Source organism: Calidifontibacter terrae (assembly GCF_054778835.1).
In genome coordinates, this window is sequence record NZ_BAAGZF010000005.1 from 236,701 (window position 1) to 259,428 (window position 22,728).

Here is a 22,728-nt window from a genome sequence, read left to right on the forward strand (position 1 = left end):
GTGGGCAAAGGCGCGCGACAGCGCGCCCACCGCATTGTGCCGTACCGCACGGCAACAAGGCGACCGGTGAGTAACATTCGACTGGTCCTTGTTCGCCGAGCCTTGAAAGCAACGATGCCGAAGACGCACTACCGCCGCAGCCCCGGCCTGGATGGCCTTCGCGGCCTGTTCATGGCCGGTTTCATGGCCTTCCACTTCGGGGCGAGCTTCTTGGCCGGTGGTTGGATCGCGATCAACCACTTCTTCGTGTTGTCCGGGTTCTTGATCACCCGCCTGCTGGTGGAGGAATACGAAGAACGAGGAACGGTCAGCTTCGCCGGCTTCTATTTGCGCCGCGCGCGCCGCATCCTGCCCGGCCTGCTGGCGATGCTGTCGGTAGTCACCGTCTGGGCGATCTTCTTCGCGGCCGACACCGACAAACGGCGCTTCGGCGGCGACGTGCTGGCCACACTCGGCTTCTTCATGAACTGGCGACTGATCTCCCAGTCCGACGACTACTTCGGCAACCAGTTGCACGCCTCGCCGTTGCGCCACGCGTGGACGCTGTCGATCGAGGAACAGTTCTACGTTTTGGTGCCGCTGGCCGTGATTCTGCTGATGCGCTACGTGCGCGGACGCCGACTGCGCACCGGTATTCCGGTGGTCCTCGCCGTCGCCGCCACCGTATGGACCTCCCACATCGCCTATTCCGACCCCAGCGCGTTCGCTCGGCTGTATTACGGCACCGACACCCGCGTCACCAGCCTGCTGCTGGGTTCCGCCCTCGGCTTCGCTCTGGGGTGGTCGCGCAGATCCGGGCTCGTGCGCGGCGACGCTCGACTCTTCGCCGGTCTCGGGTGGCTGACTCTCGCGCTCAGCGCCTACCTGATGATCGCGTTCGACCCCTACACGCCGTGGATGTACACCAAGGGTGGTCAGTTCCTGGGCGCGGTGGCCGCGGTTGGCGTGATTGCCAGCATCGTTCTGGCGCCGCAGGGTGGCGTGGCACGCATGTTGTCCTGGAAACCGCTGCGCCGGTTCGGCCAACTGTCCTACTCGATGTATCTGTGGCACTGGCCGCTGCGCGTCTGGATGGGCGAGGACAGCCTGTTCGGGTCCGCGCTGATCACCGGACTCGTTGAGTTCGGCCTCGCGGTGGGCCTCGCTTACGTCTCCGACCGATTCCTGGAACAACCGATCCTGCGCCACGGCGTACGAGGGGTCCTTCGGCGGGCGCGACGCGGCTGGCCGTACGTCGCGGTGCCGGTCGCCGCGATTGTGCTGGTGACCTCAATCGGGCTGCTGCCCGCGCCGTCGCCCGACCAGGTCGGAGCGGTGGAGACCAACGGTCGGCCAGCTGCGCTGGTGCCGAAGCAACCCGGTTATCTGGCCGGACAACCCACCAAGGTGGCGGTCTACGGCGACTCGGTGCCTTGGTATCTGGTGAAGCGGTTCCCCGCCAAGGCGTTCCCTGGTGTCACGCCGGTCAACCTGGCCCACGAGGGGTGCAACTTCCTCGAGCTGCGGATGAAGACCGTCTTTGGTCCGCAGGACCAGTCGCAGTTCTGTGGCACCCAGCGCAAGGATTGGCCCACCTGGCTCAAAACCAGCGGCGCACCAGTCTTCTTGATCTTCGGCGACAGCCGCCTCGGAGTTCCGCACTACCTGCCGAACGGCCAGCTGATCCAGCTCGGTCAGCCACTGTTCGAGCAGACGGTCATGAACAAGATGGACGAGGTCTGGAAGCGGGCGCAGGCCTCCGGCGCAAAGCAGATCCAGGTCGTCACGGTGCCCTGTCGCAAGTTCGGCTACGCAGCCGACGAGAACGCCCAAGCGCAGAACGCCAAGATCGCCCGCGAGATGCCCGGGATGGTCACGGCGTTCGAGGACCCAAGCCAGATCAACGCGATCTACCGCAAGTGGGTTGCCCGAACGCCCGGCGCCAAGCTGGTCGACCTCGACGGCGCAATCTGCACTCACGGTTACACCGCAAAGATCAACGGCGTCACCGTGTTCAACGACGGATTGCACTTCAGCCCGCAGATCACCCCGAGCATCTGGAGCTGGATGCTGGGGCAGGTCAGCCGGAACTGGGCCGCGCGGTCCTGAGCACCGTCGGCGCCAGCCAGGTCCAGACCAATTGCGCGCCGGCCGGGGTGAAATGCGCCCCGTCCTTGTAGAGCTGGGTGCCGTTAATCGCGCCGTGATAGCCGTCGCCGCAGAGTTGACCGTTCAGGTCCAGGACCCGTACGCCCTCGGCGGTGTGTTGCTGGGCCCACCCGGAGATCAGCCGGTTCGACCATGTCGTGTCGATCGGCTTCGGCTTCTCACCGAGGGCGGCGCGGTAGGCGCCAGACAACTGCTGCGGGGTCAGCAGCCGACACGGCACGTTCACGATCTGCAACTGTTTGGCACCCGAGCGCTGGTATTGCACCAGCAACGCATCGAGGTTTCGCCGCAGAAGTCGCTGCGATGCGGGTGACCCCATCGCCTCGACCTTCCCGTCGATTCGCAACGGGAAAAGGAACCGCAGTCCGGCAGGCGCCAGCAGGATCTCGGCACCGGATCGACGCACCTGGTCCGGCCAGGTCTGCCGCCAGGCGGCACAACTTGGCCCGTCGGCCTGTTGGTGACCGGCGACCTCGAGCGTGACCGGGATGGCATCGCATCCTTCGATCCGGGCGTACGGCAGCAGCTTGAAACCGGGGTAGCGACCGGCGATGAATCCGTCCTGCAGAGACGTCGGGATCGAGTCCCCGATCATCGCCACAGACACCGGCTTCACTGGGGCGGCATAGACAACGTGCGGGTTCAGCGGCGGACCCTCGTAGGTCGCGATCCGCGGATCGGCCACCGCCGCGGTGAGAACCAACGACATCGCGACCAACCCGGCGAAAACACTGAATCCGGCGTATCGACGGCCCGTTCGCCATGGCCACAGCGCGCGGAACCCGTCGCGCAGCACCGGATATTCCAGGAACCGGAAGCTGAGGGTCGCCACGGCGAGGGTGAGCAGGAACTTGACGGCCACCGCGAGCGGCAACGACCACCCGGTCAGTGGCATCCACAAGCTGATCGGCCAGTGGAACAGGTAGAGCCCATAAGAGATCTGGCCGAGATATACCAGCGGTGGCCAACTGAAGATCCGGTTGATCAGCAACGGCCGCGGGTCGGTGGCCGAGACACCCATCACGGCGGCGGCGATCGCAAACAACAGGACGGTCCCGTTTCCGAAAGCCGCGGTGAAGTTGTCGTCCAGGACGAAGAAGGCTCCGATCGAGATGATCGTGCCGATCCAGCCGAGAGCCTCAGCGACGCCTGCCGGCAACGCCAGCGCCGGTCCAGGTCGACGCCGGGTGAAAAGAAATGCCGCAGCGAAACCGACCAGCAGTGCCTGCATGCGTACGTCGGTGCCGTAGTAGATGCGGCTAGAAGTGATGTCGGGCTGCCCCACCAGGTGGGCCGACCAGGCGGTGGCCAGTAGGGCCGCGATGACCACGATGGCGAACCGCATCATCCGGCGCCGGGTCACCAAGAACAGCAGCAGGATCAGCCACGGCACCAACAGATAGAACTGTTCCTCGACGGCGAGCGTCCAGACATGGCGCAGCGGCGAGGGTGCATCGAAGTTGTCGAAGTACTGGTCGTTGCGGGCGATCAGTCTCCAGTTCAACCAGAAGGTGAGGGTGGAGAAGCCGTCGCCGGCGAATTCCCGACGCGGTGAATCCGGGTGCAGGGCCGTCCAGCCGAGAACGACGACGACCAGGGCGGCCATCGCCGGCACGATGCGCCGCACCCGACGTAGGTAGAAGGCGCGTGCGCTCACCGTGCCGGTGCGGTAATGCTCCTTGATCAGGATCCGCCCGATCAAGAAACCGGAGAAGACGAAGAAGTGGTTGATGCCCACCCATCCACCGGCGAGGGCCCGGATACCGAAGTGGTAGCCCATCACCATCAGGATGAACAGTCCCCGGTAACCGTCCAGAGCAGGGCGATAGCCGGAGCCTGGCCGGTCGGCGCCCAGCAGGCGCAGCAACCGGTCGCCCGCGAATCGACTCACCGGAGGTTGTTGCCGTCCTCGTCGTCATCCTCATCGGCGTAGCGGCGGCGCTCTGAGCGGGAGCCCGGTTCCTCGTACGAACGGCGTCCGGACGAGCGCCGAGCGGCGGGTTCTGCGACCCGCGACGCGTTGCCGTCCTCATCGCTGGCACCAGCGTCAGCCGAGCGACCGTGGCGACCACGGGGCTCGTCGTCCTCGTCGTCGTAACGGTCGTAGCCATCCAGGTCGCGGATCGGTCGGACCTGCTCCTTGCGGTCGATCCCGAACAGGAACACGCCGAGAGCGGCCAGGATGACGCCCAAGCCGGCGCTGATCATTGCGCGGTAGAGAGCCGCGTCGGGTACACCTTGGCAGGCACCCTTCGCCCAACCCGAGGTCGGCGGGTTGTGGGCCGACCCGCAGCCGAACACGCCATTGGAACTGGGGACCCACAGCGGGGTGATGTAGTTGTAGAGCGCGTAGCCGAGGAACGGGAGCGCGACCAGCAGTGCAATCTTGCTGCCGGTTCGCAACGTGATCACGTTGCGCGTTTCATGCCTGTCAGGAGCCATGGGCGGGATACTACCTTTCGGTAACCTGCATTCGGTGGGCATCGGTGAATCCAGTCACATCGGAGGTGACCGCCCTATGATGCCCGCCGACGACTCCTTCCGAAAGTAGCCTGAGTGAGCCCCCATCAGCACAAATCCTTGCCGTATCGACCGGCCCTCGATGGGCTGCGCGGCGTGGCTGTGCTCGCTGTGGTCATCTACCACCTCCAACCCAACTGGCTGCCTGGTGGCTGGCTCGGCGTCGACCTGTTCTTCGTGTTGTCCGGCTTCCTGATCACCTCCTTGCTGCTGGTCGAACATGACCGTTGGGGATCGATCAGCCTCAGCGGATTCTGGATCTCCCGTGCTCGCCGGTTGCTGCCCTCGCTGGTGACAATGCTGGCCACGGTGCTGATCGTTAGCCGGTTCTGGACGATCCCGTCACGCCGCGGTGCTGTTGCCGCCGACGGGCTCGCCGCGCTCTTCTACGTCGCCAACTGGCGCTTGTTGCTCTCCGACGACCAATACTTCAACACCCTCTCCTTGCCGTCGCCGTTGCGACACACCTGGTCGTTGGCGATCGAGGAGCAGTACTACTTCCTCTACCCGCTGTTGTTGGCCCTGCTGCTGTTCGTGACCCTGCACCAAGGTGCCCGCCGCCGCCGGGTGGTGCTGTTCACCGCTCTTGCGGCCATCGCGGCCCTCTCGGTGTGGCGTATGTCGGCCCTCTACATCCCCGGGGTCGACCCCAGCCGGGTTTACTACGGCACCGACACCCGGATTTTCGAGCTGCTGATCGGCGCTCTGGCGGCCGTGCTCGTCTCCCGCTCCGAGTTTGAACGCGATGAGCAACCGCGCACCGCGATCTGGCGTGCCTTGCCGTACGCCGGGCTGGCGGCTCTGCCGCTGCTGGTCATCGGCTTCGTCGTCATTCGGGATAACGCTGCCATCACCTTCCAAGGCGCCCTGCTCGGCTTCTGCCTCCTCGCCACGCTCCCGATCGTGGCGGCTGCCTCCCCCAGCCACAACCGGTTGCAACCACTGCTCGGCTGGGAGCCGTTGCGCCGGATCGGTCTGATCAGCTATTCGCTCTATCTGTGGCACTACCCGGTGATCGTCTTCTTGTCGGCGGACCGGATGGGCTTCGGCGGAGTGGGTCTGAGTGCCGTGCAGGCGGCCGTCTCCGCCGGATGCGCCTACCTCGCCTATCGGTACATCGAGACACCGATCCGCCGGGGCGGGGTGAAGGCGCTGTTACCTCGCCGCCGGTCGCTGAGCGTGTGGGTGACCGGCCTCGCGGTGCCAGTGCTCGCAATCGGCGCGCTCTACACGGTGACCACCTCGAACGCCGATGCGGCCGCGCCGGCGTCATCTGCAGTCGGCAGTGCCGACGGCGGCAGCGTGAAGGTCCCGGTCGGCAACTACACCCCGGGCAAGGACTTCTCGGTGACACTCGTCGGGAACTCAATTCCGGCAAGTCTCGCGGCGGCGTTCCAGCAGAGCGCCCAGCCCAACCTGACGCTGACGACGTCGGTGAACTACGGGTGCGACCCCTACGTCGGCAACCGAGTGGTCTCCGGCAACGAACTCCTGCCGTCGGCCGATTGCGCTGCATGGCGCAGCAAGTGGACCGCCCCGATCCAGTCAGCGCGGCCGACCGTCGCCGTGTTCATGGTGCCCCAGACACTCACCCACGACATCCGAGTCAATGGCAAGACCCTGCAGTTCGGGTCAGCGGGCTTCACCGAGTTCGTACGCTCCACCCTCGATGATCTTCGGCGGGCCGCCCTTGGTGCCGGCGCGACCAAGTTCGCCGTGACCAGCTTGGCGTGTCACCGGACGCCCTTCGCGGACGGGAACACGGAGTTCCAAGAGGTCAACGACGACTCCCGGGTGGCCAGCCTCAACAAGGTGATCACGGCCTGGGGGAAGAGCAGCGGAAGCGCCGTTTTCGACCTCGATTCGCTGCTGTGCACCGGCGGCTTCCACTCCTCGATCAATGGCACCCCGCTCTACAAGGACGGCCTGCACTACACCGCCCAGTCCGGCGCGATCATCTGGTCCTGGCTGGCGCCGCAACTGCAGAAGGTCGCCGACCAATGATCCGCGCGTGACGCCACAGGCCGCGGTGGTGCTGGCCGGCGGTCTCGGCACCAGGATGCACCCACTCACCGACCTGCGCCCCAAGCCGGCTCTGCTGATCGACGGTGTCCCGTTGCTCGGACATCAGTTGATCCGGCTACGGGAGAACGGAATTGACGACATCGTTGTCGCGACTGCCTACCGCGCGGAGATGCTGCGCGCCCTGGTCGGCAACGGGTCGCGCTACGGGGTCCGCGTGCGTTTTGTCCAGGAGCGCCGACCCCTGGGAACCGGCGGAGCACTTCGCCTCGCGGTGTCGGGCATCGCGCCGGACACCGTGGTCACCGTCGTCAACGGCGATCAGCTGAGCCGACACGACCTACTCACCCAAATCCAGGTTGTCCTGGACGACGAGGCCGAGCTCGCTCTGCACGCCCGGGACGTCGACGACGCCCGACCCTTTGGCCTACTGCGTCTCGACGGTCCTCGGATCGCCGGCTTCGAGGAGAAGCCGAGCGACCTGGTGGCCGGTGTCGTCAACGCTGGCACGTACGTCTTGCGGGCTGCGCTGGTGCAAGACCTCCCGCTCAGCACCGTGATCAGTCTGGAACGCGAGGTGTTCCCCCAGTTGATCGCGCAGGGTCATCGGGTCGTGGCGGTGCGGGACAACGCGTACGGGCTCGACGTCGGCAACCCCGCCGCGCTGCTGCAAGCCAACCTGGACGCCGTCTCCCCCGCCGACCATTGGGTTGCTCAGGACGCCCGCATCGGCGCCGGATCGACCGTCTTGCGGTCGGTGGTGATGCCGGGAGCGGTGGTCGGTGCAGGCTGCCGGATCAGCGACTCGATCGTCGCCCAGGGCGCGGTGATCGCCGACGGCGTCGACCTGACCTGGGTCGTGGTCGGTGAGAACGCCCGGGTGGAACGCCAGCCGACTCCGGGCATTGCGATCGGCACCGGTGAACTGCTGCGCTGAGCGGTCTGCTCGAGCCCGGCTAGTGAGCCGCGGCGTGCCAGGACGGCCCGACGCCCACGCTCACGTCGAGCGGAACGTCCATCGGCACGGCCGAGCCCATCCGATCTCGTACCAATGCCTCGACGTCGTCGCGCTCGCCGGCAGCGATCTCCAGCACGAGTTCGTCGTGGACCTGGAGCAGGATGCGTGACTTCGCGCCGGATTCCAACAACCCTGCTTGTACGCTCAGCATCGCCTTCTTCATGACGTCGGCTGCCGAGCCCTGGATCGGGGCGTTGAGGGCCATCCGCTCCGCCATTTCGCGACGCTGGCGGTTGTCGGAGGTCAGGTCGGGCAGGTAGCGACGCCGACCGAGCATTGTCTCGGTGTAGCCGACCATCCGAGCGTCGTCGACGATGGTGCGCAGGTAGTCGCGGACGCCACCGAAGCGATTGAAGTATTCGTCCATCAGCTCCTTGGCCTCAGCAGTCGACACCGACAGTTGCTTGGACAGACCGAAGGCCGACAAACCGTAGGCGAGGCCGTAGGACATCGCCTTAACCTTCGACCTCATCTCGAGGGTGACGTCTTCGGGTTGGACTCCGAAGACCCGTGCGCCGACGAATCGGTGGAGGTCCTCGCCGGTGCGGAACGCCGCGATCAGTCCCTCGTCACCAGACAAGTGGGCCATGATCCGCATTTCGATCTGGCTGTAGTCGGCCGACATCAGCGACTCGTAGCCGTCACCCACGACGAAGACCTCCCGGATGCGGCGCCCGGCTTCGGTGCGGATCGGGATGTTCTGCAGGTTCGGGTCAACGCTGGAGAGCCGGCCCGTGGCCGCGATGGTCTGCATGTAGGTCGTGTGGATCCGACCGTCGTCGGCGACGGACTTCATCAGCCCCTCGACGGTGACCCGCAAGCGCGACCAGTCACGGTGACGCAGCAACGCCTCCAGGAAAGGGTGCTCGGTCTTCGCGTAGAGATCCGTTAGCGCGTCGGCGTCGGTGGTGTAGCCGGTCTTGGTTTTCTTCGTCTTCGGCATCCCGAGGGTGTCGAAGAGCACCACCTGCAGCTGCTTGGGCGAACCGAGGTTGATCTGCTCGCCACCGATCGCTTCGTAGGCGTCCTGCTGAGCCTCTCGTACGCCGTCGGCGTAGTCGGACTCCAGCTGCTGCATGGCCTCGGAATCGACCGCGATGCCGACGTTTTCCATTGCCCCAAGAACCCCGGTCAGCGGCAGCTCCATCGTCGCCAGCAGCTCGGTTCCTCCGGTGGCGTGGACCTGCCGGTCGAGTTCGTCGGCCAGTTCAGCGACCGCGGCAGCCCGCACCATCGCGTCGTCGCCCGCGGTGTCGGTTCCACCGAAATCGAGGGTGCCCTGGTCAGGCATCTTCTCGTCGGCCCGCAGCTCTCGCTTGAGGTAGCGCAGAACCAGATCGGCGAGGTCGTAGGACCGCTGGTCGGGCCGCACCAAGTAGGCCGCGAGGGCGGTGTCGTGGGTGATGCCCTCGATCGGCAATCCACTCGCGGCCAAAGCGTGAGCTTGACTTTTTGCGTCGTGCAAGGCCTTGGGGCGCGCTGGGTCGGCGAGCCAGCCACGCAGCGCCTTCTCCCCCGCCGGGTCGAGCGTCCCAAGGTCGATGTAGGCGGCCGCGTGGCCCTCGCCCACGGCCACCGCAAGGGCGTCAGCTTCGCCCGCTCCACGGGCCCATCGACCAATGACCTCAACACCCGCGCGGGCGCCGCTGCCGAGATGGCTCTCGATCCAGCCCGCCACCTCGGCTGACTCCAGGACCTCGCCGTCGACCGCCAGACCTTCCTGCGCCTCCTCCTGGGGCGCTTCGAGGGTCTGGAACAGCCGGTCGCGCAGCACCTTGAACTCCAGGCCGTCGAACACGGTGTGAACCTCCTGGCGGTCCCACACCTGGCGCTCGAGACCATCAACAGTGACCGGGAGGTCGAGGTCGCGCACCAACTGGTTCAACCGGCGGTTGCGCAGCACTCCGTCGAGGTGGGCGCGGAAGGACTCCCCCGCCTTACCCTTGATCTGGTCGGCGTGAGCCACGACACCTGTCAAGTCGCCATAAAGGCCAATCCACTTCGCTGCGGTTTTCGGTCCGACGCCAGGGACCCCCGGGAGATTGTCGGAGGCTTCGCCGACCAGCGCGGCGAGGTCGCTGTAGCGCTCGGGTCGGACGCCATATTTGGTATCGACCGCTTGCGGAGTCATCCGCGCAAGTTCCGAGACTCCCTTGACGGGGTAGAGCACGGTGACGTTGTCGGTCACCAGCTGCAGAGCGTCGCGATCTCCCGAACAGATCAGCACCTCATCGAATCCAGCCGCGGCGGCGTTGGTCGTCAGGGTTGCGAGCACGTCGTCGGCCTCGAACCCGTCGACCTCGATGTAGGTGATGCGCAGCGCATCAAGCACCTCGCGCAGCAGCGAGACCTGGCCCTGGAACTCGTCGGGGGTCTTCGCACGGCCGGCTTTGTATTCGGCGTATTCGGTGGTGCGGAAGGTCTGTCGGGAGACATCGAAGGCCACGCCGACGTGGGTCGGCTGCTCGTCTCGCAGCAGGTTGATCAACATCGAGGTGAAGCCGTAGACGGCGTTGGTGTGTTGGCCGGTTGAGGTCGAGAAGTTCTCCGCCGGAAGGGCGAAGAAGGCTCGATAGGCCAGGGAATGTCCGTCTAGGAGCAACAGTCGCTTCACACGTGGCAGCCTATGCCCCATGACCGACAACGCTTTCCAGAGCCAGCCGCCCACCGCCAGCAGCCCGACCGACCCGGAGGTGATCGCAGCGGCGAACGCTTTCAGCAAGGGCACGCTGGTCGAGCGCATGGGCATCGAGTTCGTCGAGATCAGCGCGCAGCGGGTCGTCGCCCGGATGCCGGTTGAGGGAAACACCCAGCCGTACGGTCTGTTGCATGGCGGCGCCAGCGTGGTGCTCGCCGAGACCATCGGCTCTATCGGGGCCGCCACCCACGCCGGCCCGGACCGCGCCGCGGTCGGCTTGGACATCAACGCAACCCACCATCGCGGGGTGCGCTCGGGTTATGTCACCGGCACCGCGACCGCGGTGTCGCTGGGACGCTCGGTTGCGGCGTACGAGGTTGTCATCACTGACGACGAGGGCAAGCGCGTCTGCACCAGCAGGATCACCTGCATGCTGCGTGACGCCCCGACCAAGGCCAGCTAGTCAGCTGACCTGTTCGGCTTCCCGGGCCCGGCCACGGATCGAACGCCGCAGCCGTACGACGGATGCCGCCGGTCGGTCGGCCGGGTCTTTGGGGCCCAGGTGTCGACGCAGGAGTCCGGGCGTGGTGGTTCGCATGGTGATCGAGTTGACGAATCCCAGCCGGGCGAACCAGCGGTTCACCTCGCGATGGGTGCTTGGAATGGTGGCGCTGATCAGCGACGATCCCGTCGTCTCGGCGAACATCGGCACCACGGACAGCAGCGCTTTGGCGACACCGCGCCGGCGGAAGTCCGAGCAGACGTAGACCTGCTCGATCCAGACGGACCGCTCGTCGGTGAGCCGCGACATCGACGTTCGGCTCACCACCAGATAGCCGACAGCTTCCTCGCCGACGTAGGCGAGGTGGATGCGTACATCCGGGTCGTCGAGCGCCTCCCGAACGCGCCCGTCACGCACTTGCCGGGCCAGAAAATCGGCCGACTGGCCACCTTCGGCCCGCGCTTTGATCCAGAGCGCTTCAAACGCTCCTACTTCAGTCCCCCCGACCCGAACCACCCGCACCGCTGAACGCGCCACGACACGCCTCTTCCAGATCGTTGAATTGTCACCTTCCGAGTGGGACCCTACGCCGATCCTCCCGCCCGTGACACCGGTCCACCGAAAATCTGTGGAGCAAGGCCCCACCACGCCGCAAACCCTGCACTCAGCTGCGGACCCTGCAGGTGTACGTGCAGGGTCTGCAGCTCTCAGTGCAGGGTTTGCGGTGGGTTGGGCCGGCTGAGCGATCAGTCGGCGCCGAGGTAGGCCGCCTTCACGGCCGGGTCGGCCGCCAGTTCGGCGCCCGTTCCCTCACGCGTGATGGTGCCGGTCTCCAGGATGTACGCGCGGTGGCTACGACGCAGCGCCTGGTTGGCGTTCTGCTCCACCAGCAGCACAGTGGTGCCCTGCTTGTTGACCTCTTGCACGATCGTGAAGATCTGCTTGATGTATTGCGGCGCGAGACCCATCGAGGGCTCGTCCAGCAGCAGCAACTTGGGTCGCGCCATCAAGGCACGTCCGATGGCCAGCATCTGTTGCTCACCACCGGACATGGTGCCGCCGGCCTGCTTCTCGCGCTCCTTCAAGCGCGGGAACAGGTCGAAGACGCGCTCCATGTCTTCGTCGTACTCGGCCGTGTTCTTCTTGCGGGCGAAGGCGCCCATGTCGAGATTCTCGAGCACGGTCATCGCCGGGAAGATGCCACGGCCCTCGGGGGTCAACGACATGCCAAGGCCGACGCGGGAATGCCCCGGGACCTTCGTGATGTCTTTGCCGTTGAAGTTGATGGACCCGCCGGAGGAGTTCAGCAGCCCCGCGATGGCCCGCATCGTCGTGGTCTTCCCGGCGCCGTTGGCACCGATCAGCGACACGATTTCGCCTTCTTCGACCGAGATCGAGATGCCGTGTAGTGCCTGGATCCGCCCGTAGTGAACTTTCAGGTCCTTCAGCTCAAGCAACGCCATCTTCGTCGTCCTCCACTCCCAGGTAGGCCGCGATGACGGCCGGATTGGCCTGAATGGCCTTCGGCATGTCATCGGCGATCTTCTTGCCGAACTCGAGCACCACGATGCGGTCACAGACGCCCATGACCAGCTTCATGTCGTGCTCGATCAGCAGCACCGTGTAACCCTCGTCCCGGATGGTCCGGATGAGCCCCATGAGCTCCTCCTTCTCCGCCGGGTTGAAGCCGGCGGCCGGTTCGTCCAGGCACAAGAGCTTCGGTTCGGTGGCCAGCGCTCGCGCGATCTCGAGGCGACGCTGGTATCCGTACGGGAGGTTGCGGGACAACTCCCCCGCCTTGTCGGCGATGCCGACAAATTCCAGCAACGCCATGCCGTGGTCGATCGCCGACTTCTCCTCGCGGATATGGCGCGGCGATCGTACGAGGGCGCCGAAGACGCTCGTACGGTGGCGGGCGTCCAGCCCGACAACCACGTTCTCCAACGCGGTCATCTCCCCGAACAACCGAATGTTCTGGAAGGTCCGAGCAAAGCCCGCGCGGGTGATCGCGTTCTTCTTCAGGCCGAGCAACGACTGACCTTCAAGAGTCACCGATCCATCGGTGGGCTTGTAGACCCCGGTCATCGCATTGAAGCAGGTCGTCTTCCCAGCACCATTCGGCCCAATCAGCCCGAGGATCTCGCCTCGGTTGATGTGGAAGGTGACCCCGTCGAGCGCGGTGAGGCCACCGAACTTGACGGTCAGGTTGTCGATTTCGACCAACTTGTCACCGACTGCGACCGCAATGTCCCGGTCGAGTTCGACGATCTGGGCCGCTTCGGACTCCAGCGGCGGCGGGGCGTCTGGCTGCTCCTCCACCATGGGGGCGTCGGTCGCATCCTTCTTGGTCAGGTCGGGGCGTGCATCGTCACTCACGACGTAGCTCCTTTCGTCTCCGGGCGCTCGGGGCTGTCCTGCGCGGGGTTGCGCAACCGCGCCGCGACTCGCTTGACCTTGCGGCCATAGGCGAGCAGGTGGTTTCGAGCGCCGAACAGTCCTTGTGGCCGGAAGATCATCAGCATCACCAGCACGACACCGAAGACGAGATACTTCTCCGCCGCCAGCGAACTGAATCGGTACGGGACGTATGCCACGAGGGCGCCACCTAGTACTGCGCCGAACTTGTTGCCGGCACCACCCATGACGACCGCCGCAATGAACAGCATCGAGGTGGCCACGTCGAACTTCTGGTTGTTCACGAAGCCGACCTGGCCAGCGAACATCGCACCCGAGAGCCCACCGATGGCGGCTCCGATGCAGAAGGCCCACAGCTTGAACTTGAAGGTCGGAACGCCCATGACTTCGGCGGCATCTTCGTCTTCACGAATGGCGATCCATGCGCGACCAACTCTGGACCGCTCAATGTTTCCCAACAGCAGCATGATGAGAATGATGACGGTGAGGAAGAGCCAGTACCACGGCTTGCCGTTGAAGTTCGTGAACAACGCCAGCCCATTGGCGTCTTTTCCGGGCGGGGCACCAATGTTCTGGAATCCAGAGTTTCCATTTAATGCCGGAACAATGTCCGCCAGCAAACGAATGATCTCGCCGAATCCCAAGGTCACGATCGCGAGGTAGTCACCCCGCAATCGCAGCGTTGGAATACCCAGGATCACCCCGAAGAGCGCGGTGACCATCATCGCCAGCGGCAGCGTCGCCAGATAGGGAATGTGCACCATGGAGGAGTCGGTGCTGGTCCAGAGTGCGGCGACGTACGACCCGACGGCGAAGAATCCGACGTATCCCAAGTCGAGCAGGCCTGCCTGACCCACCACCACGTTGAGACCGAGCGCAACGAGGGCAAACCGCGCCATGTCACACAACGCCAACGGGAAGTTGAAGCCGGGTTCGGTGGTGAGCAGCGGCGGGTTGATCACCGGCAGTGCGTAAAGCAGCACCACCAGGATTCCCAGGATGAGCCACTGCTGCCACCGAGCGAGCGCATTCCATTTACGGCTGATGCCAGCAAACCGGCCCTTGCGGCGGCCCTCTTCGGCCTGTTCGTCGGCGATCTCCTGGGAGGCGGCGGCGTCCTGAATGGGAGTGCTCATCGGGTTCCTCGCAAACAATCAGAGCGATCGTGATGACAGCGGTCGAGTGTTGTCACGTCTGGACAACACTGCAGGGCAAGGATGCGGCTCACGCTCTCACCTTCCCCAAATTGGATCCCAGAATTCCGTCCGGTCGGACCATGAGGACCATGATCAGCACGACGAAACACACAATGTCGATCCACTGGGAGTTTCCGAGCAGGTACGAACCGTAGTTACCGATGACGCCCAGGAGAAGACCACCCAGAAGGGCACCACGGATATTGCCGATTCCGCCAAGCACCGCGGCGGTGAACGCCTTGATGCCGAGGATGAAGCCACCGTTGTAGACGGCGCCAGAGGGGACCTTCATGATGTAGAAGAACGCGGCCACACCAGCGAGGCAACCACCGATCACGAACGTCGTCATGATCACGCGTTCGCGGTCTACGCCCATCAAGGTGGCGGTGTCCGGGTCCTGCGCCACGGCGCGGATTCCACGACCCATCCGGGTGCGCCGGATCAGCGCATCCACGGCAACCATCATGAGGACCGCAGCCACGATGATGATCAGCTGGCTGGGATAGACGGTGAGGTTCCCGACGGTGAACAGCGCCTTGTCGTTGAACATGGTCACGCGCGGCTCGGCCACTGCTCCACGCCACCAGAAGATCGTGTACTGGATGACGAAGGACATGCCGATCGCGGTGATCAGGAACACCAGTCGCGGCGCGTTTCGCGCGCGCAGTGGCTTATAGGCCAACCGCTCTACACCGAGCGCAATGACGCCCGAGGTCAACGCCGCGACAACCATCGCGACGATCAAACAAAGAATGATGAACAAGATGTTCATCGTCGGCGCGCTGGGTCCGAACCCGAAGGCAACCAGGGTGAACACAGCGGCGTAGCCGCCGGAGATGAACACCTCCGAGTGCGCGAAGTTGATCAGGTTCAGAACGCCGTATACGAGGGTGTATCCGAGGGCGACGAGGGCGTAAATGGCGCCGTACGTCAAGCCGTCAAGGGTCAGGGGAAGGATGTTGTGGAGAAGATCACCGAGGTGAAAACCGATCCAGGCCGAGTTGTCGGCGGCTGTCAGGGCAAGTGTGTGAATCAACGGACCTCACTCATGAAGGCCTAGGTGGCCCCTGCCGTTCGACAGGGACCACCTAGGCGCCAATCACAATCAGTGTTGGTTACAGCTTTCCGATGGAAACGATCTGGCCGTTCTCGACCTTGTAGCCGTAGACGGCGGCGTCGGTGAGCTCGCCCTTGTCGTTCCACTTGTACTGCTTCGCGAGGCCCTTGAAGTCGGCGCCCTTGACGTAAGCGAGCAACTTCGGACGGGTGGTGTCGCCCTTGCTGACACCGTCGAGCAGGACGTTCATGGAGTCATAGGCCTCGACCGAGTAGGTTCCCGGCGCGGTCTTCGTCAACGACTTGTACGCAGTCGCGAAGTCCTTCAGCGTGTCGCCGGGGATGCAGGGGCAGGTGAAGTAAGCGTTGGTCGACGCGTTACCAGCCTGCTTGATGAACTCGGGGTCCTTCACGCCGTCCGGGCCGATGAAGGCGCCCTTGTAGCCCTTGGCCACGAGCTGGGAGTCGAACGGTGCACCTTCGGCGTAGTAGCCGGAGTAGAACACCGCGTCGGCCTTGGAGTCGATGACCTTCTGAACCGTGGCGGAGAAATCCTTCTGACCGGTGGTGACCTTGTCACTGCCGCCAATGGTGCTGCCGAGCGCCTTGGTGGCGGTTCCGGCCAGGCCGACGCCGTAGTCCGAGTCGTCCTGGACGACGAAGACCTTCTTGAAGCCCTCCTTGTCAGCGATCGCCTTGACGGCGGGACCCTGGACGTTGTCGTTGCCCAAGCCACGGAAGAAGGTCGTCCAACCGTTGGTCGACAGGCTCGGGTTGGTGGCCGAGGCCGTCACGTGAACCAGACCGGCCTGCTCGAAGATCTTGCCCGTTGCCTTCGACTCACCGGAGAACGGGAGGCCGAGAACACCGATGATGTTCTGGTCATTGACCAACTGCGTCACAACGCCGGGGGCCTTGTTCGGGTCACCCTCGGTGTCGAACTTCTTGAACTGCACCTTGCAGTCGGCGTGCTTCTCGTTGTACTGGTTGATGGCGAGCTGGCCACCGTTGTACTCGTTGATGCCGAGCTGGGCGTTGGGGCCGCTCATCGCACCGGCGTAGGCCAACACCTTGTTGCAGCTTCCGCTGCCACCACTGCTGGAGTTGTCACTGCTGGAACCGCACGCCGCGAGGGGGATGGTCAGTGCGGACGCGACCGCAAGTGCCGCAACCTTCGAAATTCGAGCCATGGAAAAGCGTCCTCCGAAATCGCTGGTCATCGACGCCCGATGACACACAGGGCCTTGTCCGAAGCAAACCGTCCGGCAAAGGTGGTCTGAGATTAGGGGGCGACGCCGAGTGTGACGGCCGCGTTTGGCGTGTTCGACATCACTTTGTTACCCGCGCTCCCGTCCACCGGTCGAACGATGTGGGTCAGCCAGCAGTGTCCATTCCCGCTACGACAGCCGCGGCCACCTCACGCATGCCGAGTCGGCGATCCATGGCCGTCTTCTGAATCCAACGGAAGGCGCTGTCTTCGTCGATCTCAAGGGTGCGCATCAACACGCCCTTCGCGCGGTCGACGAGCTTGCGTGTCTCGAGGCGTTCGGAGAGGTCAGCGACCTCGTTCTCGAGCGCCTTACGTTCGGCCCACCGGCTCACCGCGATGGAGATCGCCGGACGCAGATCCTCGGCGGTGAATGGCTTCAGGACGTAGGCGAGCACACCCGCGTCGCTGGCCCGATCGACCAGTTCCTTGTCGCTGAACGCCGTCACCATGACCACCGGAGCGATGCCGGCCGCGCCGATCTCCTGGGCCGCACTCACCCCGTCCAGCACCGGCATCTTGACGTCCAAGAACACCAAGTCGGGCCGGTGTTCGGTGGCGAGGTCGATCGCTTCCTGGCCATTGCCGGCCTCCGCGACCACGTCATGGCCAGCCTCCCGGAGCATCTCCACGAGGTCCATGCGGATGATCGCCTCGTCCTCGGCGACCAGGATGCGGAGCGGTTGCGAATTCACCGCTCCAGGCTAGTCAGTGCCCAGCCACTCGGCGGGCGCAGATAACGTGGAATAGGCCACACGAGAGGAGCTCACCGTGGGACTGTTCGGGCGAAGGAGTCCGGCCGACAAACCGGATCAGAAACTGTCGATCGCCGACTTCTGGTCGTGGTGGACCGACACCGGGATGGCCGCTGCCAGCAGCGCTGTGGCGGAAGGCGATCCGGCTCGGGTGGTGTCGGAGATGTCCTCGCGGGTCAGCGCTATCGCTTCGGGCCTGGCGTGGGAGTTCGCTCGCGGCAGCGAGTCGATGCATCTGCTGGTGGTGACCGCCGAGGGCGACCCGGAGTTGCGCGCCGTCGCGCGTCGCTGGGCGGCTGCCGCCCCGGAACCGGACGTGTTTTGGTCGTACGCCGACTCCCGTCAGCCAGCCGCCGACCTCGACACGGCGACCTTCAGCGTCGACGACGTGAGTCTCCCCCTGAACGAGGTACGAGTCGGCGTGCGGCGGGGCGCGACCCGGGTCGACGTTCAGGTCTTCCATCCACTAATGCAGCACCTCACCCCGCAAGGGCGCGCCACCTACTGCTTCCTGGTGCTCGATGCGGCCTTGGGTGAGAACGCGACCGAGACCTGGATCGGCGAATTGAGCCCCAGCGAGGTCGAACCGATCGACTCCTTCGGCCTCGCGGGCCTACGCGCCGTCGTACGAGACCTGGCAGCTGAGTTCGTCGATGGCGACCGCTGGATGGAACTGCGCGGCGATGGGCCAACGGGTCCGGTGGTCGCGCTCGCCCGCGTTCCACTGTCGGCAGCGAGCGACCCCGGACTGGACGAGTGCGTGCAGATCATCGTGAGTTATGACGCCGGTGACGACGGGTTGCCGACCGAAACTGCCGAGGATGCGCTGTCGACCTATCGCGACCATTTGATCGAGCGGTTGGAGGGTCATGGGCGCCTACTGGCAGTCATGACAACCGGCCGACGACGCATCTACTACTTCTATGTGGACTCCACTCGCACCGGCGCGGCGCAACTGTCGGCGGCGGCCCGCAGTTGGCCAGGATCTGTACGAGTCGAGACTGAACACGACCCGGGCTGGAGCGAGGTCGCCCACCTGCGCGGCTGATCAGCCAGACTCCACCGCGGCGAGGGGGATGTCGCGCTCGAGAGCCCACCCGACCCACGCGGCGGTCGTACGGCTGCGGAAGAACTCCGAGATCTGTGTTGCATCTTCCGTGACAGCCGCGGCCTCGGAGAAACGACGCCAGAAGTGTTCCTCGAGGGCAGCCAGGGCAACGTAGCCATCAGAGGTTTCGTAAAGGCCATATCGCGGCGAGGCTCCGCCCAGCATTCCGTCAGGGGTGGTCATCGCGTGGCGCACCGGCGCGGCGAGATCGAACGCGACATCACTGAGCGCGACCTCCGCGTAACAGCCAGACCCGGCATGCAACGCTTGCCACAACGCCGCTATGGCCTCACCGGCTGCTCGCTCGGCGCCTGCAAGATCGGCGACGAGGACCCGCGGCAAGGCCGGCGGCACGACCGATCCATTCGCCGCTTGGTAGGTCAGGTCGTGGCCGGCAGTCTCGGCCTTCTCCCCCGGATAACCAACGATCGCAACCTGTGAGATCCGGGATGCGCGCGCATGTACCGTTGCCCAGTCGAACCCGAGGCCACGCAGCGCCGATGGGCGACTGGAGGTCAGCAACAGGTCGGCGTCGGCAAGGCGTTGCCAGACCAGTTCTTGACCAACGGCTGTCTTCAAATCCGCGGTGACGATCTCCTGGCCCGCCGCGAGCTCGCGGTAATAGTCGGGCGCCCCGAAAGCCAGCGGATCTCCCTGTGGCGGTTCGATTTTCACCACCGTGGCACCCAAGGCAACCAGCCGAGCCGCTGCGGCCGGCCCAGGGAGATTGATAGCAAGGCTGACGACCCGTACGCCGTTCAAACGCGTGTCGGACTCCATGTCCGCGAGGGTACGCGACCGCCGGCGGACCAATGGGTCCGCCGGCGGTCGGTGCGTTCGTGGTGAATCAGACTGCGACGTCGGCGCTCTGAACGGCGGCCATCTCGGTCAGTGCGAGGGCCAGGGCGTCGGTCGTGGCCTCGGTCGCGGTGACCTCGCCGGCCGGGGTCAGGTCCGTGTTGAAGACCAGGTTGACCTGAGCGACGACGTTCGCCTTGACGTGGTCCAGGACCTTCGAGAGCCCCTCGGTGGCGTTGGTCGCGCCGCCCCAGCCGTATCCGACCAGAGTGACCGGCTTGGCGTTCCACTCGGCGTAGAGGGTGTCGATCGCGTTCTTGATCGTGGCCGGGAAGCTCGCGTTGTATTCAGGAGTCGGGATGACTATGGCGTCGACGCCGGCGATCTTCTCGCCCCACGCAACGGTGTGCTCACCGACATAGTTGCCCTGCATCGGGGGCTGCGGCTCGTCCAGGAACGGCAGGTTCTCCTGCGCGAGGTCAAGCACCTCGATCTCCCACTCCTGGCTGGCGAGCGAGCTCACCCAATCGGCGACGTGCGGAGCGATGCGGGTCGGGCGAGTGCTGCCGACGATGATTCCGAGCTTCTTCATGGACTCGTCAACCAAGTCACCGTCGCGTGACTTCCCAACGTGGCCGTGAGCCTCGTCACGCTGTGGTTGTCCGCCAGTTCGGTGCGGTGATCAAAGCGAAGTGGCGGACAAAGCGGGGCGTACGAGGAGATTGAACTCGTTGCCGTCGGGATCCTGGAACTCGAAGATCCCGCCCGGGTGGGCTCCGAGCGGCTCGGCACCCAACCCACGCAGTCGGTTGACCTCGCTTTCCACCTCGTCGTGGTCCACTTCGAGTTCGAAGCGCTGCCGGTTCGCCGTCGTCCGTGGGGCGACGGGCGGCCCGCCCCAGGCGATCTTCGTTCCACCGAGCGGAGATTGAATCGCGGTTTCTTCGTCCTGATCCCAGACGAGCTCCCACCCCAGAGCCTGCGACCAGAACAGCCCGACGTCCCGTGTTCCGTCGCAGGCCAGTTCACTGAACGGTCCGCAGCCAGCGACGAAGGAGTTGCCGGGCTCCAACACACACAGCGCTCCCCCGCTCGGGTCGGCGAGCACGATATGACCCTCTTCAGGCAACTGCCCCACATCGAGATGCGTGGCGCCAAGGCGGACCGCCGCGGCGACCAAACGTTCCTGATCGCTTGGGTCATCGCCGCTGACATGCAGATGCCACCGGTCCGCGTCGACACCAGGTCCGCCACCTGCGATAAATCGCAACGGAAGCTGGCCGGGGCCGCCGGGCAGGAAGTGACCACGGCCGTCAGTGACGGTCGTACGGCCCAGCAGCTCGGCCCAGAAAACGGCGACCGGACTCGGGTCGGCGACAGTGATGGCTGCGGCGGCGAAGCGAACGCTCATGGTTCGAGGGTACGAACCGCGCCGGTTCCGCTCCATCGATTTAGCCGCCGCGCGTCAGTTCCCTGTGCGGGTGAGCCTTCGCGCTTGGTCGCACGCACGAAGACCCCCGGCGCTTGCGCCGAGGGTCTTGACTGCGTACGAACCGCAAAGTTGCGGGGAGTGCACTGTGCAAGACGGTACTCGAAGCAGGGTCACCTAACCTCAACTTTTGAGACGTTGGACCGCATCCCCCAAGCGCCTTCAGAGCCACGTCCAGCGGTCGAGTCACGTCGGCTCTACGAACGGCTGAGCGAGGACGACCGGAAGGCAATCGTCGCGGGCAGGCTCGCCGGGGACACCTTGGCCGTACTCGCTACCCGGCACAAAGTCTCTGACTACTCGATCAGGATGATCCTCGCCGAAGTCGGACATCAACCGATACAGCATGGCCGACAATCTGCGCAGGCGAAGAAGGTGTGCGGGCTGTACGAATCGGGATTATCAGTACCTGAAATTTCCCGACAAGCGGGTGTGCCAGCCAGCACAGCTCGGATGATCCTTCAACAGTTCGGCTATCCGACTGCCCAGCTGAAGAAAACTGGTCGAGGGCGTGCTTTCTTCCACGCCCAGCGGTCAGCAACGGCCTTCCATACATCGGAGCGCGGCGAGTCGTAGCACCTGGGCGATCCGCCAGTGGTTACCCGAAGATGAAGCCGTCGCATTCCTCATTGATGAGAACACCGGGATAGCGGGTGTCAGATGACCCTTGCCCGGAACTTCTTCAATCAATTCCGAGCCCCTATCGATGCTTCTCCCAGTCTCCAACAACCGTTGTCGAGCAGGAATCGGACGATCGAAAGGAATGATGTAAAACCTACGCTCTGTCATCAACCTACGCTCTGACGGAATCAGAGTCGCCTCAGCACAACTCCTCCTACGGGCGGCAGAGGCGACGCAAGGATCCTTCTGCGCTCAAACGACCGAGTTGGAGCGATCTGCAAGTATCGCCGTCCCGGCGCCATGCCGCTGCGCCTTCCGGCCTCCGACTCACAATCGGTCCGTTCATAAGACCCAACATCAGAGGCCCAGATCTCGCCACCATTTACCTGACTGATATTGCGCAGGAATGCTCTCTTCGCTATCGAAGGGGTCGTCGTACCCGAGTTGCGCCAACGCTCGAACCCACTCCCCTTCGAGCGACTCGGGGAGTCGTTCGCCGCAATACGGGCAGTACTCGATCATCATATGGGAAGAGCCACCGTCGAAAATTGTGATTCCAAACTCTCGAATCGAATCGTAGTATTCGAACGGGTACTCCACTTCAGTTACCGAGAAGTACATTTGATCGCAGAGGACCCTCTTTAGATACGCTTCTACCATTTCCCTTTACGTCCTTTTACGGGTGGTCCAATCATTTTTCCGGTCGTGGGACTCATGACTCCAATGTGGACCCTCGATTTGTTGTAAACCTCAATATTCCCGTGGGTGTAGTCCCATTGAAAGTACCGCGCGCTGTTGCCAGTTTTTCCATTCGTTCTCGTCTGACCACGATACGGCTTGAAGGACTTCCAGATTCGCGACTGCGCCGGTGCCAATACGGGCAGGCGCCCACCACAACCGCAACTGGAGCCACCGCCTCCGCGACCTCCTCCACCGCCGCCGCCCTTACCTCCGCTTCTACCGCCACCTACTTTCGGGGGACTGGTCGGACCCCCGACACACATTGCTTGAAATAGGTCGCTTCGACCCCCCATGAAGGCGACGCAGGACTTACCAGTGGCGTCTATTTCGGGAGTGTCCGGAACTTTGTGTAAGTGGGCATCGGCTTAGAGGACCTGAAGGCGGTCGCCGTAGGTCAGGGTGAGGACGTTGAGGATGGGGCGCCAGGCGTTGAT

General features: G+C 64.5%; 20 protein-coding genes. 5 read left to right on the forward strand and 15 right to left on the reverse strand.

From position 1 onward, the window contains the following. Positions 1 to 66 precede the first annotated feature (66 nt). Positions 67 to 2,088 (forward strand): acyltransferase family protein, encoded by a 2,022-nt coding sequence (locus ACYU98_RS08070; protein ID WP_460467694.1) that lies wholly within the window; start codon positions 67 to 69, stop codon positions 2,086 to 2,088. Here the strand turns inward: ACYU98_RS08070 and ACYU98_RS08075 are convergent. Further along, entirely contained in the window at positions 2,060 to 4,039 is a 1,980-nt protein-coding gene (locus ACYU98_RS08075) for an acyltransferase family protein (protein WP_460467695.1), read from the reverse strand. The genes ACYU98_RS08070 and ACYU98_RS08075 overlap by 29 nt on opposite strands. After that, positions 4,036 to 4,590, reverse strand: a complete 555-nt coding sequence (locus ACYU98_RS08080) for a hypothetical protein (protein WP_460467696.1) — start codon at positions 4,588 to 4,590, stop codon at positions 4,036 to 4,038. Before ACYU98_RS08080 ends, ACYU98_RS08075 begins: the two co-directional genes overlap by 4 nt. Before the next feature lie 114 nt (positions 4,591 to 4,704). On the opposite strand from ACYU98_RS08080, the gene ACYU98_RS08085 reads away from it, so the two are divergent. Next, complete coding sequence (locus ACYU98_RS08085) at positions 4,705 to 6,672, forward strand: acyltransferase family protein (RefSeq protein ID WP_460467697.1); 1,968 nt, start codon at positions 4,705 to 4,707, stop codon at positions 6,670 to 6,672. Between the two features lie 7 nt (positions 6,673 to 6,679). Beyond that, positions 6,680 to 7,627 carry a sugar phosphate nucleotidyltransferase gene (locus ACYU98_RS08090; protein ID WP_460467698.1) on the forward strand — a complete coding sequence of 316 codons (948 nt, stop codon included), beginning with the start codon at positions 6,680 to 6,682 and terminating at the stop codon, positions 7,625 to 7,627. Between the two features lie 19 nt (positions 7,628 to 7,646). On the opposite strand, the gene polA is transcribed toward ACYU98_RS08090, so the two are convergent. Further along, on the reverse strand, positions 7,647 to 10,322 hold the full coding sequence (polA, locus tag ACYU98_RS08095) for a DNA polymerase I (protein ID WP_460467699.1): 2,676 nt from the start codon (positions 10,320 to 10,322) through the stop codon (positions 7,647 to 7,649). Between the two features lie 19 nt (positions 10,323 to 10,341). Between polA and ACYU98_RS08100 the strand changes: the two genes are divergently transcribed. Beyond that, positions 10,342 to 10,809 carry a PaaI family thioesterase gene (locus ACYU98_RS08100; RefSeq protein ID WP_460467700.1) on the forward strand — a complete coding sequence of 156 codons (468 nt, stop codon included), beginning with the start codon at positions 10,342 to 10,344 and terminating at the stop codon, positions 10,807 to 10,809. Here the strand turns inward: ACYU98_RS08100 and ACYU98_RS08105 are convergent, their stop codons facing one another. From ACYU98_RS08105 to ACYU98_RS08135, 7 genes are all read right to left on the reverse strand, one after another. Continuing rightward, positions 10,810 to 11,496, reverse strand: coding sequence for a GNAT family N-acetyltransferase (locus ACYU98_RS08105; protein ID WP_460467701.1), 687 nt, complete (start codon positions 11,494 to 11,496; stop codon positions 10,810 to 10,812). 98 nt (positions 11,497 to 11,594) lie between these two features. Continuing rightward, positions 11,595 to 12,311 carry an ABC transporter ATP-binding protein gene (locus ACYU98_RS08110; RefSeq protein ID WP_460467702.1) on the reverse strand — a complete coding sequence of 239 codons (717 nt, stop codon included), beginning with the start codon at positions 12,309 to 12,311 and terminating at the stop codon, positions 11,595 to 11,597. Next, positions 12,298 to 13,170 (reverse strand): ABC transporter ATP-binding protein, encoded by an 873-nt coding sequence (locus tag ACYU98_RS08115; RefSeq protein ID WP_460467716.1) that lies wholly within the window; start codon positions 13,168 to 13,170, stop codon positions 12,298 to 12,300. The genes ACYU98_RS08110 and ACYU98_RS08115 overlap by 14 nt, the downstream gene beginning before the upstream one ends. A 50-nt stretch (positions 13,171 to 13,220) precedes the next feature. Further along, entirely contained in the window at positions 13,221 to 14,399 is a 1,179-nt protein-coding gene (locus ACYU98_RS08120; protein WP_460467703.1) for a branched-chain amino acid ABC transporter permease, read from the reverse strand. An 88-nt stretch (positions 14,400 to 14,487) separates the two neighbouring features. Further along, complete coding sequence (locus ACYU98_RS08125; protein ID WP_460467704.1) at positions 14,488 to 15,495, reverse strand: branched-chain amino acid ABC transporter permease; 1,008 nt, start codon at positions 15,493 to 15,495, stop codon at positions 14,488 to 14,490. 79 nt (positions 15,496 to 15,574) lie between these two features. Further along, the gene (locus ACYU98_RS08130; RefSeq protein WP_460467705.1) at positions 15,575 to 16,705 is read right to left on the reverse strand and encodes a branched-chain amino acid ABC transporter substrate-binding protein; all 1,131 of its coding nucleotides are present in this window, start codon (positions 16,703 to 16,705) and stop codon (positions 15,575 to 15,577) included. Positions 16,706 to 16,889: 184 nt separating this feature from the next. Further along, on the reverse strand, positions 16,890 to 17,477 hold the full coding sequence (locus ACYU98_RS08135; RefSeq protein WP_460467706.1) for an ANTAR domain-containing response regulator: 588 nt from the start codon (positions 17,475 to 17,477) through the stop codon (positions 16,890 to 16,892). A 76-nt stretch (positions 17,478 to 17,553) separates the two neighbouring features. Here ACYU98_RS08135 and ACYU98_RS08140 point away from each other — a divergent pair, with 76 nt between their 5' ends. Further along, positions 17,554 to 18,585: a DUF695 domain-containing protein gene (locus tag ACYU98_RS08140; RefSeq protein WP_460467707.1), complete on the forward strand. Its 1,032-nt coding sequence runs from the start codon at positions 17,554 to 17,556 to the stop codon at positions 18,583 to 18,585. Here ACYU98_RS08140 and ACYU98_RS08145 read toward each other — a convergent pair whose 3' ends face one another. The 5 genes from ACYU98_RS08145 to ACYU98_RS08165 form a co-directional block, all read right to left on the reverse strand. Next, complete coding sequence (locus ACYU98_RS08145; RefSeq protein ID WP_460467708.1) at positions 18,586 to 19,425, reverse strand: CoA transferase; 840 nt, start codon at positions 19,423 to 19,425, stop codon at positions 18,586 to 18,588. Between the two features lie 67 nt (positions 19,426 to 19,492). Continuing rightward, positions 19,493 to 20,035: an NADPH-dependent FMN reductase gene (locus tag ACYU98_RS08150; RefSeq protein ID WP_460467709.1), complete on the reverse strand. Its 543-nt coding sequence runs from the start codon at positions 20,033 to 20,035 to the stop codon at positions 19,493 to 19,495. Positions 20,036 to 20,125: 90 nt separating this feature from the next. Continuing rightward, complete coding sequence (locus tag ACYU98_RS08155) at positions 20,126 to 20,854, reverse strand: VOC family protein (protein WP_460467710.1); 729 nt, start codon at positions 20,852 to 20,854, stop codon at positions 20,126 to 20,128. A gap of 1,056 nt (positions 20,855 to 21,910) precedes the next feature. After that, a complete protein-coding gene (locus tag ACYU98_RS08160; protein WP_460467711.1) occupies positions 21,911 to 22,213 on the reverse strand; it encodes a DUF6980 family protein in 303 nt (100 codons plus the stop codon). Continuing rightward, positions 22,207 to 22,587, reverse strand: coding sequence for a colicin E3/pyocin S6 family cytotoxin (locus ACYU98_RS08165; protein WP_460467712.1), 381 nt, complete (start codon positions 22,585 to 22,587; stop codon positions 22,207 to 22,209). The genes ACYU98_RS08160 and ACYU98_RS08165 overlap by 7 nt, the downstream gene beginning before the upstream one ends. Between the last annotated feature and the right edge of the window lie 141 nt (positions 22,588 to 22,728).